12 protein-coding genes are annotated in these 12,938 nt (G+C 46.1%); all 12 read left to right on the forward strand.

Annotated features, from left to right (window positions below):
- Positions 1–131 precede the first annotated feature (131 nt).
- The 12 genes from BLS69_RS00265 (at position 132) to BLS69_RS00320 (ending at position 12,934) form a co-directional block, all read left to right on the forward strand.
- Positions 132–653, forward strand: coding sequence for a PRC-barrel domain-containing protein (locus BLS69_RS00265; protein WP_017686814.1), 522 nt, complete (start codon positions 132–134; stop codon positions 651–653).
- A 10-nt stretch (positions 654–663) separates the two neighbouring features.
- Positions 664–873: a hypothetical protein gene (locus tag BLS69_RS00270; protein WP_091027674.1), complete on the forward strand. Its 210-nt coding sequence runs from the start codon at positions 664–666 to the stop codon at positions 871–873.
- Positions 874–1,166: 293 nt separating this feature from the next.
- Positions 1,167–2,234, forward strand: a complete 1,068-nt coding sequence (locus tag BLS69_RS00275; protein WP_091027676.1) for an AI-2E family transporter — start codon at positions 1,167–1,169, stop codon at positions 2,232–2,234.
- A gap of 435 nt (positions 2,235–2,669) precedes the next feature.
- Positions 2,670–5,300, forward strand: a complete 2,631-nt coding sequence (gene alaS, locus BLS69_RS00280; protein ID WP_091027678.1) for an alanine--tRNA ligase — start codon at positions 2,670–2,672, stop codon at positions 5,298–5,300.
- 274 nt (positions 5,301–5,574) lie between these two features.
- Positions 5,575–5,835: an IreB family regulatory phosphoprotein gene (locus BLS69_RS00285; protein ID WP_036616950.1), complete on the forward strand. Its 261-nt coding sequence runs from the start codon at positions 5,575–5,577 to the stop codon at positions 5,833–5,835.
- Positions 5,836–5,960: 125 nt separating this feature from the next.
- On the forward strand, positions 5,961–6,377 hold the full coding sequence (gene ruvX / locus BLS69_RS00290; RefSeq protein ID WP_062835871.1) for a Holliday junction resolvase RuvX: 417 nt from the start codon (positions 5,961–5,963) through the stop codon (positions 6,375–6,377).
- Between the two features lie 12 nt (positions 6,378–6,389).
- Positions 6,390–6,689 (forward strand): DUF1292 domain-containing protein, encoded by a 300-nt coding sequence (locus tag BLS69_RS00295; RefSeq protein WP_017686820.1) that lies wholly within the window; start codon positions 6,390–6,392, stop codon positions 6,687–6,689.
- Entirely contained in the window at positions 6,690–7,004 is a 315-nt protein-coding gene (locus BLS69_RS00300; RefSeq protein ID WP_047844066.1) for a DUF1292 domain-containing protein, read from the forward strand. It begins immediately after the preceding gene.
- A gap of 76 nt (positions 7,005–7,080) precedes the next feature.
- Complete coding sequence (mltG, locus tag BLS69_RS00305) at positions 7,081–8,121, forward strand: endolytic transglycosylase MltG (protein ID WP_256332185.1); 1,041 nt, start codon at positions 7,081–7,083, stop codon at positions 8,119–8,121.
- A 14-nt stretch (positions 8,122–8,135) separates the two neighbouring features.
- Positions 8,136–9,065: a peptidase U32 family protein gene (locus tag BLS69_RS00310; protein ID WP_036616959.1), complete on the forward strand. Its 930-nt coding sequence runs from the start codon at positions 8,136–8,138 to the stop codon at positions 9,063–9,065.
- Positions 9,066–9,082: 17 nt separating this feature from the next.
- Positions 9,083–10,411: a peptidase U32 family protein gene (locus BLS69_RS00315; protein ID WP_091027680.1), complete on the forward strand. Its 1,329-nt coding sequence runs from the start codon at positions 9,083–9,085 to the stop codon at positions 10,409–10,411.
- Between the two features lie 234 nt (positions 10,412–10,645).
- Entirely contained in the window at positions 10,646–12,934 is a 2,289-nt protein-coding gene (locus BLS69_RS00320; RefSeq protein ID WP_091027682.1) for a methyl-accepting chemotaxis protein, read from the forward strand.
- Positions 12,935–12,938: the final 4 nt, after the last annotated feature.

Consider the following 12,938-nt stretch of genomic DNA (forward strand, 5'->3'; position numbering starts at 1 on the left):
GAAGTTCCATTTCATCGGTTGGATAGAAGCGGTTTTGATGATCGGCGTCTGATTGCCACTCATCAACTTTGGGCATACCTAGCAATAGCGCCGCGCCTATTTAATGATAAGAAGATGAGGGGGACCCAGCGATGAAGCTTCAGGAAATGATCGGACTTGCCGTTTTTGATGTTGAGGACGGGAAGCAGGTCGGTAAAATCCAGGATTTCATTGTGAATGATGATTGGGAGATCGAAGGCATTGAGCTTGAGAACAAAGGTCTGTTTACCAATCATGTCAAAATCGTGCAGTGGCAAGATATCGTTGCCTACGGCGAAGATGCCGTCATGATCCGTAATCAACAGGCTGTCCGCAAGACGGGAGCCGACGACATAAAATACACGTACCTCCTCGGTCGGTCTAAATTGAAGGAGATGTCCGTGCTCACCGAAGAAGGTTTGCTGCTTGGGCGTGTCTCCGATGTTTATTTTGACCAAGAGTTGGGAAATACAATAATAGGGATTGAAATTACGGACGGTTTTGTGTCCGATCTGATCGAGGGCCGCAAATGGCTGCCATGTACAAGCGATATGTCCATCGGGGAAAGTGCCATTATGGTGCCGTCTCTGAGTGAACAACGCTTGGAAAATGCCATTCATTCTGTTAATGGATAGGTGAATGAATATGAAATGTCCAAACTGTAGTTCCAAAGATATCGGGAAAATTGGTTCCCACCAGTTTTATTGCTGGGGATGCTTTATCGAATTAACGGTGAACGGTGAGAAAATGTCTGTATATCAGGTGGAAGAAGACGGTACGCTGAGCTCCCTGGATGATTTGTTCTTCGGGGACGAGCTGCCACAAGACTTCCCTCATATTCACGCTTCTTCTTAATAAGCAGAATAACTTCCTCTATATGCGGTTTCATGACAATGTCTGTCATGGGAGGCTGTCGTTAATTGTTGGCAGATGTATATAGATGCGGTTACATAGTGGTTCGGCTGGTGTATGTATGATTATATGCTAACCTGTACTGCAAAATGCGCTTCCTTCTCTGATGAAGGAGGCGTTTTTTGGGTTTAAGAAAAAAAGTTAGGATTGCTCTTTCCACTTCTGCGCTGTGTTAATAAATATTACCTTTCCTACATATACTGACTCTCAGAGCCAGTCCAAAAGGAGAGATGCAAGTGGAGCAATTAACCAAAAACAAGCTGTTCCGTTACGCGATCTGGCTGCTGCTCGGATTGATTATTTTATATTTTATATGGCTGCTGCGGCCTTTACTGCTTCACATATATGCGTTCCTGAAAACAGTGTTGGCGCCCTTTATCGTAGCTCTTATCATATCTTATGTACTCAATCCGATTGTCAGCATGTTGGGAGGGCGCAAGGTGCCGCGTACGATTGCGGTACTACTCATATATGCCTTTTTCCTGACCTGCCTTGGTGTCATTCTGATGAATGTCATTCCGGTATTGATTGAACAGCTGGGGGAACTCAACGAGCATATGCCGGAACTGTCCATGCGTGCCCAGAGCCTGATGAACAATATGGATCACAAATTAATGCCGCCAAGTGTGCGAACAGGCATGAACAGTTGGTTTTTTCAGATGGAGGATCGACTAACTCAGGGAATTACCGTGCTCATGGACAATATCGGGGCGACCATTAATGTGTTATTCAATGTGTTTATCGTGCCATTTCTGATCTTTTACATGTTAAAAGACTTTGAGGTATTCGAGCGCACCATTGTGGCGTATCTTCCGCGTTCACGTCGTAAAGCGATTGTCTCGGTGATGAAAGAGATCGATACTGCACTGGGGAACTACATTCGGGGACAGTTTATTGTCTGTGTCATTGTTGGTATCTTTGCCTACATTGGTTATATCATCATTGATATGCCGTATGCCCTGCTGCTTGCAAGCATTGTAGCAGTGTTTAACATTGTGCCCTACTTGGGGCCGTTCCTTGGAGCTGCTCCTGCTGTGGTCATGGCATCAACCGTATCGTTTAAAATGGTGCTACTTGTTGTCATTGTGAACACACTGTGCCAGGTGTTGGAGAGTAACGTTATTTCTCCTCAGGTGGTGGGACGTACGTTGCATCTGCATCCACTGTCGATTATATTTGCACTGCTCGTCGGAGGTGAACTGGCAGGCATTGTAGGTTTAATTCTGGCAGTACCTGTTTTTGCCGTGCTGAAGGTGATTGTGCAACACTTTTTCGCCTATTATATCAAACGAAGGACCGACTAAATAACAGGGTTAAAACATCAACGCGGCCGCGTTGACACCCGCTTGTGCTACCGATATAATGAGTGTGTATGTTTAGAACATGAAATCGATGATGAAATAAAGTACGCCGAGGGTTCCTTTCCTCAGAGAATAGACTTCTTCGGATCAGGGTGAGCCTGAACTGATGGCTGGAAGAGTCTTGAAAGATGAAGCGGCGGAAAGCTAATTTCGGAGTGCAGGACAACCCTGCCGGGAGCGACCGTTATTTCGCATGAACGAGGAGATTGTTTGTTTGTCCGGGCAGCAAGGGATGAACAGCAATAACCAGGGTGGTACCGCGATAACATCGTCCCTGATTATTCAGGGGCGTTTTTTGTGTTTATTTTTACAAAATCAATGTTGACCAACCGGAGCGAATACGCAACGGACTATTATAATTTAATGGGGGCATCCAGTATGAAAGCCAGTGAAATCCGGTCCAAATGGATAGAGTTTTTTGCAAGTAAAGGTCACAAAATCGAGCCGAGCGCATCGCTCGTACCTCACAACGATCCTTCCCTTCTGTGGATCAATGCGGGTATGGCACCGCTCAAACCATATTTTGACGGACGTGAAAAGCCGGAGAACCCGCGTCTTGCGAACTCCCAAAAATGTATCCGTACCAATGATATTGAGAATGTTGGTAAAACGCGTCGTCACCATACGTTCTTCGAAATGCTCGGCAACTTCTCTATTGGAGATTACTTCAAGGAAGAGACCGTAACATGGGCGTGGGAATTCTTGACCAGCAAAGAGTGGATCGGATTCGATCCGGAGCGTCTTTCCGTAACGGTATATCCGGAAGATGAAGAAGCATTCAAACTGTGGAACGAAAAAGTGGGGCTACCTGCTGAGCGTATCATTAAATTGGATGAAAACTTCTGGGATATCGGCGAAGGCCCATGTGGACCTTGTACCGAGATCTTCTATGACCGCGGCGAAGCTTATGGAAACGACATGAGTGATCCTGAAATGTATCCAGGTGGGGAAAACGAACGTTATCTGGAAGTATGGAATCTGGTATTCTCCCAGTTCAACCATAACAAAGATGGCAGCTACACACCGCTTCCTAACAAAAACATTGATACAGGTGCAGGTTTGGAGCGTTTTGCTTCCATTCTGCAAAATGTGGATTCCAACTTCGACACAGACCTGTTCCAACCGATGATTCAAAGAACAGCCGCTCTTGCGGGTGTGAAATATAACGACAGCGTAGAGATTGATGTTGCACTGAAAGTCATTGCCGATCATATTCGTACGGTTGCCTTTGCAGTAGGTGATGGCGTTCTGCCAAGTAATGAAGGACGTGGATATGTCATCCGTCGCTTGCTTCGTCGTGCAGTTCGATATGGAAAAGTGCTTGGACTTGACCGTCCATTCTTGTATGAACTGACTACAACCGTTGGTGAAGTGATGGGAATGTACTACCCTGAGGTAGTGGACAAACAGGAATTCATCGCCAAAGTGATTAAAACTGAAGAAGAGCGTTTCCACGAGACACTCACAGATGGTCTGGCTATTCTGGCTGATATCAGCGGCACAGCCAAATCCGAAGGACGCACGGTTATTAGCGGACCTGAAGCTTTCAAACTATATGATACGTACGGTTTCCCGTTTGACCTGACAGAAGATTATGCTGCAGAGCATGGTCTGACTGTGGACCGTGAAGGTTTTGATGCTTCCATGCAGAAACAACGTGAGCTTGGACGGGCTGGGCGTCAAGAGAACGAGAGTATGAAAGTTCAAGGCGGACCACTTGCTGATCTGGAGGTTAAAAGCGAGTTTGTTGGTTATACTGACCTGTTGACGGAAGCAAAAGTGGTAGCCATCGTAGCTGGTGACGCCCTTGTTGAATCTGTAGGCGAAGGACAGACGTGTCAGGTTGTTTTGGACAAGACTCCGTTCTACGCGGAAAGTGGCGGTCAAGTGAGTGATCAAGGCTTGCTGCGCGGTGCTGGTGTAACAGCGAAAGTACAAGGTTTGTTCAAAGCTCCACTCGGACAACATGTACATCTGGTGACTGTGGAGTCCGGTGAACTGCGTGTAGGTGATGTGATCAACGCCGAAGTAGACTCAGCGAAACGTGGCGACATTATCAAAAACCATACGGCAACCCACTTGCTGCACAAGGCACTCAAAGATGTGCTCGGCACACACGTAAACCAGGCAGGATCGCTCGTAGAGCCACAGCGTCTGCGGTTTGACTTCTCTCACTTCGGCAGCATTACGCCGGAAGAGTTGACAGAAATTGAGCGTCAGGTGAACGAACAGATCTGGAATCGTCTGAACGTGAACATCGAGCTGAAAGCTATTGATGAAGCTAAAGAAATGGGTGCAATGGCCCTGTTTGGCGAAAAATATGGAGATATTGTACGTGTTGTTCAAGTCGGAGACTACAGTTTGGAACTTTGTGGCGGCTGTCACGTAAATAATACTTCAGAGATTGGAATCTTCAAACTGGTGAGCGAGAGCGGAATTGGCTCCGGCGTACGCCGGATCGAAGCTGTAACTGGCCGCGGCGCATATCTGTATGTGGAAAGCCAGTTGGAACTGCTCAAACAATCAGCAGCACTGCTCAAAGCAAATGTGGCTGATGTACCTAAACGGATTGAAGGTCTGAACCAACAACTGAAAGAAGCAGCCAGAGAGACTGAATCCCTGCAAAGCAAGCTGAGTGCTATGGAAGCTGGTCAATTGACCGATCAAGTGGTACAAGCAGGAAATACACAATTGCTTGCAGCACGCGTAGATGCTCCGAACATGGATGCGCTGCGTACAGTGGCAGATGAGTTGAAAGTAAAATTGCCTAACGCGGTACTCGTATTGGGTGCTCCAGCGGACGGCAAAGTGAATTTTGTTGTAGCTGTACCTGCTGAACAAGTAAAACAAGGACTGCACGCTGGTAAAATCGTCAAAGAAGTCGCAGCAGTATGCGGCGGCGGTGGCGGTGGACGTCCAGATATGGCGCAAGCCGGAGGCAAGGATGCGACCAAGCTGGATGAAGCGCTGAAACTGGCGGTTTCGCTGGTTAGCGGGCATACTGCATAAATCGAACGAGGGCTTTCAAAGGCCAAAATATAGTTCGAAAGGTTCTGTTCTTTATACGGAGGTTGGATCGGGATGCTTCTTCCCGTCCAACTTTTGTACCTGAGAGCGAGTGGAATCGACTGATGCAATATGCTGAAGCCAGTAAAGGACAAGCAAAAAACACAATTGCCTTATCCTTTGTTTACTTGTGGCAGTCAGAATATGTTATTATATAAACAGAAATCAATTCGGCAGGACATGGTCCCCATGTTCATGCAGGAGCGAGGTGTCATCAATGGACTCCATGGATAAGACGGTTAAATTTAATGTGAAAGGTGACGAACAGGAAGCATCATCCAAAGAGATTCTTCTCACGGTATATGATGCATTGGTCGATAAGGAGTATAATCCGATCAACCAGATTGTTGGGTATCTGATTTCCGGAGACCCGGCATACATTCCTCGTCACAACAACGCACGTAGTCTGGTCCGTAAAAAGGAGCGCGATGAGCTGATTGAAGAGCTTGTACGTTCCTATCTGGCCAATCATCGGTAATGTACGCCGCTTCCGCTGTGTTGCAGCCATGCAGGCAGCGGGAAATGAACCGACAGAAGACAGCCTGAAGCTTGAGAAGGCGATGTTGAGTCGACCTGAGCAGGCCCCAGGATGGGAGAGCATGGATGAAAATATTAGGTTTGGACTATGGGGACCGAAGAATCGGAGTTGCCGCGAGTGACGCCTTCGGTTGGACTGCCCAGGGATTGGAAGTGCTAGAACGCCGCCGTGATGAAGGCGAGTTCGCTCGGATTGCCGAACTTGTGCGTGAGCATGAGATTAGTGAGATCGTAGTCGGACTTCCCAAAAACATGAACGGCACCGTAGGACCGCGCGGTGAGATATGCATTGCTTTTGCCGAACGCCTGCGGGATGAACTGAATTTACCTGTTCACCTTTGGGATGAACGGCTGACAACCATGGCAGCAGAACGTACGCTGATCGAAGCGGATGTCAGTCGGAAAAAACGCAAGCAGGTTGTGGACAAAATGGCCGCAAGCTTGATTTTGCAAAATTATTTGGATGCCAATAGTAGAAGGTGAGGGGGATCAACAATGGCTGAAGATCAACTGGGTATGGAAGAAGAAGCGGAAATTATTTACATTGCGGATGACGAGGGTAATGAAGAGGAATTTGAAGTCATCATGAAGTTTGAAGTAGATGGTTCGGAGGCCAAGTACATGATGGTTGCTCCGGTTGAACCTGAAGATGGCGAAACGGATGTATATGCATTCCGTTATGAAGAAGAGGGCGACGATATTAAACTTTTCGTCATCCAAGATGATGCCGAATGGGATATCGTCGAGGAGACGTTTAATACATTTCTTGCTGAAGATGAAGAGGAAGCGAACTAAATGACGGAATATAGCCGCAAAGACCTGAAATGGACAGATTCACTGCGTCTGGCATTCGGTGCTCATGTTGAGCTCGAGGAAGAGAACGGTAAATCACAACCGTATGACTTGTTGGCTGAGTTCGAAGTGAACGGTCAGCAGTACGCGGTGCTCCGCAGTTCGTTGCGACCTTATGACGAGGTTGAACTTCTGCGAGTATCGCCTGGAAGTGAAGACCAGATCATGCCAGAGTTAGTTACGATCGACGATGATGATGAGTGGGAGAACATCTCGGAACTGTATGATGAATGTACTCTCCCCATTGACGAAGATTAAATCAGCTTCAAATTGAAAAAACCGGGAGGGCGGAGAAGTCCGCTCTTTTTGGTTGTGTAAAGGAGTTGTTTCTTTTTTGAAAGGGAAAGCAATAGTAGTCATACTGCTTATCATTGTAGTTCTTGTCGGAGGCGCAGGCGGTTACGTATGGAGTATGATGCGTCCTGTGGAAGCTTCTACAGAACCTGTCGTATTCGAGATTAAGAGCGGATCGGGAACTTCGAAAATCGCGGATCAGCTTCAAGAAGAAGGCCTTATTCGAAGTGGGTTAACCTTCAAAGGGTATTTAAAGTGGAAGAAACTAGGTTCTAATTTCATGGCGGGTACATATTCTATGAATCCTGGCGTGACATATGACGAGATTGTTAGCAAGCTGAGCAGTGGAGAAGTTGTACCGGAGGAAATGGTGAAATTTACGATTCCGGAGGGTTATAACGTTCTGCAAATGGCGGGTAAGCTTTCTTATGAGCATGTTGTAGATCGGGATGAATTCATCAAGTTGGCCAATGATCCTTCGGCCTTTGATGTAGATATCATCAAAGATATTCCAGTGGATGAAGAACTTCGCTACGGATTGGAAGGGTATCTATTCCCGGAGACCTACGAGCTGAAAAAGGGAAGTTCCACACATGATGTGATGCAACGGATGCTGGAAGAATTCCAGACCAAGATTAATTCCATTCCTGATTTGGAAGCCAAGCTTAAGGAAAAGAACCTTTCTCTGCATGAACTGCTGACGATTGCGTCACTTGTGGAGAAAGAAGTTGTGGTGGATGAGGAACGTGCTCTGGTTGCAGGTGTAATCTACAATCGGATCAATCAGGATATGAAGCTGGAGATTGATGCTACTGTGCAATATCTGCTCGACAAACCGAAGGAACGATTGTTTTTCAAGGATCTAAAGGTGAAAAGTCCCTATAATACGTATCTGAACAAAGGCTTGCCACCAGGTCCAATTGCCAGTCCAAGTCTTCCGTCCATTGAGGCAGCGCTAAATCCGGAAGCTTCGGAGTATCTGTTCTATGTGACAAAAAAGGATGGCTCATCTGGACATCTATTTGCCAAAACGTATAAGGAACACCAGCAAAATATAGCCAAAAGTAAGGCTGCGCAATAAGCGGAGGGGATTATATGAGTAAGAAACATGAACTGCTTGTTACAGCGGCGAATGTGAAAGAGGCAGAAGTGCTGCTCCAGGCGGGAGCAGATGCTCTGGTTATTGGAGATGATCGATTCGGCATGCGTCTTCCAGGCAGCTTTAGCGTGGAAGAGACAGCAGAGGTGGTTGCCATTGCAGCCAAACATCAGGCGCGTGTGTATGTATCCATGACTAATCTGATGTCCAACGAATTGTTAAAAGAATTGCCTGAATATGTTCAAGCACTTGGCAGAATCGGTATTGATGGTGTGGAGTTTAATGATCCATCCGTGCTGGCTACCATGAAGGAATACGCGCCACATGTGAAGCTGCACTGGAATGCGGAGATGACTTCAACGAACTATGCGACAGCCAACTATTGGGGAACTAAGGGAGCGAGTCGTGTTGTGCTTGCCCGTGAGTTGAATATGGACGAGTTGACCGAAATGGTTCCTTTTTTGAAGGTGGAAGCTCAGGTTCAGGTGCATGGTATGACGAATATTTATCATTCCAAGCGCAGTCTGGTGCAAAGTTACATGGCTCATCAAGGGCGGCCGGTTGAGGGACATCTGGGCAAAGAACGGGGATTGTTCCTGATCGAGGCTGAACGCCGGGATGAGAAGTTTCCGATCTATGAGGACATTAACGGCACGCACATTATGAGTTCTGAGGATATATGTATCCTCGAAGATCTTCATCTGTTGATGGAAGCGGGTGTGCACAGTTTCAAAATTGAAGGTATGTTAAAATCACTTACCTACAATGAAGCTGTTGTACGTGCATATCGGACAGCGATTGACAGTTATGTAGCCGATGCTGATGCATATGCGTTCTCTGAAGAGTGGCTCGCTGAGGTACGGAAGTTACAGGACCCTGAACGTGAATTGTCGTTTGGATTTTTCTATAAAGAACAAGTGTATTAATAGACGAGGTGAACAGAATGGAAACAGTGGCGGTACAGCGGAAGTTCTCGGGTAAACGTAACCGTCTGGACAAACCGGAGTTGCTAGCTCCGGCGGGTAATCTGGAAAAACTGAAATTTGCGATCCATTACGGTGCAGATGCCGTTTATATCGGTGGACAGGCCTATGGACTGCGTTCCAACGCGGATAACTTCAGCTTTGAAGAGATGCGTGAAGGTGTGGAGTTTGCCAAAAAGTATGGAGCCAAAGTGTTCGTAGCGACGAACATCTATGCACATAATGAGGATGTTGAGGGTATCGAAACATACCTGCAAAACCTCTATAATGCGGGAATCTCTGCGATCATCGTAGCCGATCCAGCTATTATTGAAGTAGCCCTTCGTGCTGTGCCAGGCCTTGAGGTACATCTAAGTACTCAACAATCCACACTCAACTGGCAAGCCGTGAAGTTCTGGAAAGATGAAGGACTTCCACGTGTTGTTCTCGGACGTGAGACCAGCTTTGAAGAGATTGAAGAGATCAAGGCCAATGTGGATATTGAAATTGAAGCCTTTATTCACGGGGCAATGTGTTCCTCGTATTCCGGACGTTGTGTACTATCCAATCACTTTACGGATCGGGACTCCAACCGGGGTGGCTGTTGCCAGTCTTGTCGCTGGAAGTATGATCTGTTCGAGGATGCGAGAGAAGATACGGTGTGGGTCAGCGAAGAGGACATGCAGATGAAGGCACCTGCGCCATTCAAACTGGGTGAGAATCAGCTTCCTCTGTTCCAGGAACAGGATAATTCATTCTCCATGGGATCTAAGGATCTGTGCATGATTGGCCATATTCCCGAGTTGATTGATGTGGGCGTGGACAGTTTCAAGATCGAAGGACGTATGAAATCGATCCACTACGTGGCAACTGTGGTTAATGTATACCGTCAAGCTATTGACTCCTATATGGCAGACCCGGAAAATTATGTTCTGAAACCTGAATGGGTTGAAGAAATGAACAAAGCGGCGAATCGCCCGCTGAATACCGGATTTTTCTATGATACACCAGACCATGAAGATCATATCTATGAACCGGAAGAAAAGGCTGTACCTTTTGACTTCGCTGGATTGGTCATGGGATATGATGCTGAAACAGGAATGGCAACCATTCAACAGCGCAATCACTTCAAACCAGGACAGGAAATCGAATTTTTCGGTCCGGGAGGTCACTTTTTCAAACAGGTGGTCGGTGAAATACAGGATGAAGAAGGCAATGTTCTAGATGCTGCTCGTCACCCGTTGCAACTGATTAAAATGAAGGTAGATCAACCGGTTTCGTACTTCGATATGATGAGAAAAAAGAAATAGGCTCAAATACCTATAATGTGTCAATATTGTATTATGATTTAACAAAATAGTGTTATGAAATTTACATGGGGACCTCCGTTTATCGGCAGATGGGGGTCTTTTTTTTATAGAAAAATAGGAATAAAGTTGTAAAATATTTCTGGAAAGTGAAAGGGGAACGAAGAAAGCTGTCGAATACTACATATTTATAGGGGAGAGAAAGAAAAATCCAACAAGTAAATTACTGGCAGGTGAATGGGATTGGTTCAAAAGAAGCAGAACGACAGTGGGGAGCAAGTGACAAAAGCCGAGCAGGTTAATCCTGAGAAGGTTCAGAAAGTGAAGAAAGAAAAAGTAGTCAAAAGCAAAACAACAGGCAGTGGCAAAAGAATGTTTAAGATTGACCGCAGCAAGCTCAAGCTGGGCTGGATCAAGACCGATTGGGTGAAGAAACAATTAAAAAACCGGGATTGGAAAAACTTTGGGGGGGCTTCTTTCGAACAGATTAAGAAAGCAAATCCGGTTAAATCCGTAGGGGTTAAACTGTTCTTGATCTTCTTTGCGGGAATTATGATTTTTGTAGTAAGTTTAGGTCTATTATCCTATTCAAAAGCCAAAGGTACGATAGAGAAAAATGCCTCACGTGCCAATCAGGAGACCATTGATCAGACCAAACAAAAAATGGACATTATTTTGGAGAGGTTTGTGGATACATCCACACAGATTTTCTTTGATCCGGAAATGCAGTCCTTGCTACAAAAAATGTCAGATCAAAATCTGACTGCGTATGATACATTCATAAACTCAAGTTCAATCAACAAGCAATTGTCCAATGTTGCATTTACAAATAAATCTATGGAAGCGATTTATTTGGTACCTACGGACGATACAAAGTCCATTATGGGTACAGGTAGCAACAGTTCATCCATGGGCAACATTCGCCAGGAAGCATGGTACAGTGAGTTGATTGAGGCGGGCGGTTATCGCTGGCTTCCAACAGAGGTCAAGGAAGATGGCTCAACCCCAACGTTTAAAATCGCACGTTCCATGAAAAACTTGCAGGGGACTACTCAGTCGTATGTTCTGGTTATTGAACTGAAACTGGAAGTTTTGGAGGAACAACTGAAATCGCTTGATCTGGGGCCAGGAGCTATTCTTCAACTGATTGCTCCGGATAATAAAGTGGTTGCATCCTCGATCTCGGATCGTACGGGACAAGATACAGAGCTTGCATTTGTCAAAGAGTTGACCGAACCAGCAGGTAGCACGAATACGGAGTATACGGTAGATGGCAAATCTACGGAAATGCTGGCTGTATACAGTACGATGGATACATCCAATTGGAAACTGGTTGGTATGATACCTACCTCTGTTTTGGTTCAGGATGCAAAGGGTATTCTGACCCTAACCCTGTGGATGGCGCTGATTGATGCGGGGATTGCAGTATTGATTGGAATCTGGATGGTGCGTATGATCGCTCGTCCACTTGGCAAATTGAAAGACCTGATGCAGGAAGGTGCGAAAGGTAATCTTAAAGTTCGTACACCATACAGCTCCAAAGATGAAATTGGTCAGCTCTCATCTGCCTTCAATCTGATGATGGAGCAGATTACTAAGCTGGTTGAACAAACCAATCGTTCTGCGCAGGAAGTATTGGATACAGCCTCTGAGCTGAGCAGTGCATCCAAGAAAACGGCTGTATCTGCTTCGGAGATCGCCGTAGCTACAGAGGAGATCGCAGGCGGTGCAGGCAGCTTGGCAACTGAAGCGGAACGTGGTAATGAATTAACTGACAATATCTCTCGTCAGATGCAGAGTGTAATCGCTGCTAATGAACAGATGGGTGATTCTGCTCGTCATGTAGAGAAGTCCAGTCAGACAGGAACACAACATCTGAATCAGTTGATGACCAAAACCCAGAAGACAGAAGAAATGATTGGTGCACTGGTGAATAAGGTTGATTCGCTGAAAGAGAGCACGTCCTCTGTTCTGAAAGTGCTTGAAGTGCTGCAAAACATAACGAAACAGACAAATATCCTTTCCCTGAATGCAACCATTGAAGCAGCACGTGCCGGTGCAGCCGGACGCGGATTCATGGTGGTGGCTGATGAGGTTCGTCAGCTTGCGGCTCAATCCAGACAATCCATTGAGATGGTTGGAGAGATCACAGACAAAATCATGACTGAAATGAATGAGACCGTGGATGCTTTGTCTGCAGCTTATCCATTATTCAAGGAACAGATGGATGCGGTTAAAGATACCAACGTCATCTTTGCTTCCGTACAGGAACAGATGGGTGCATTTGTGGAACGTCTGGGCATGGTGACAGGTTCTATTGGAGAATTAAACAAATCCCAAGGTACATTGTCTGAAGCCATGAGTAATGTCAGCGCTGTAGCTGAAGAATCTTCTGCAACGTCTCAAGAAGTAGCTTCCTTGAGCAGTGAACAGCAAAATATCAGTAACCAGCTGGTCAATCTGTCTGGCAAACTGGAGAATGTGTCCACTGAACTGAAAGAAACCTTGTCACGCTTTACGGTGTAACAAG

The organism is Paenibacillus sp. CF095, from assembly GCF_900101225.1.
Taxonomy (GTDB): domain Bacteria; phylum Bacillota; class Bacilli; order Paenibacillales; family Paenibacillaceae; genus Paenibacillus.

Coding starts and splice junctions, on each gene's coding strand:
- BLS69_RS00265 (WP_017686814.1), top strand. CDS start 132: ATGAAGCTTCAGGAAATGATCGGACTTGCCGTTTTTGATGTTGAGGAC.
- BLS69_RS00270 (WP_091027674.1), top strand. CDS start 664: ATGAAATGTCCAAACTGTAGTTCCAAAGATATCGGGAAAATTGGTTCC.
- alaS (WP_091027678.1), top strand. CDS start 2,670: ATGAAAGCCAGTGAAATCCGGTCCAAATGGATAGAGTTTTTTGCAAGT.
- BLS69_RS00285 (WP_036616950.1), top strand. CDS start 5,575: ATGGACTCCATGGATAAGACGGTTAAATTTAATGTGAAAGGTGACGAA.
- ruvX (WP_062835871.1), top strand. CDS start 5,961: ATGAAAATATTAGGTTTGGACTATGGGGACCGAAGAATCGGAGTTGCC.
- BLS69_RS00295 (WP_017686820.1), top strand. CDS start 6,390: ATGGCTGAAGATCAACTGGGTATGGAAGAAGAAGCGGAAATTATTTAC.
- BLS69_RS00300 (WP_047844066.1), top strand. CDS start 6,690: ATGACGGAATATAGCCGCAAAGACCTGAAATGGACAGATTCACTGCGT.
- BLS69_RS00310 (WP_036616959.1), top strand. CDS start 8,136: ATGAGTAAGAAACATGAACTGCTTGTTACAGCGGCGAATGTGAAAGAG.
- BLS69_RS00315 (WP_091027680.1), top strand. CDS start 9,083: ATGGAAACAGTGGCGGTACAGCGGAAGTTCTCGGGTAAACGTAACCGT.
- BLS69_RS00320 (WP_091027682.1), top strand. CDS start 10,646: ATGGGATTGGTTCAAAAGAAGCAGAACGACAGTGGGGAGCAAGTGACA.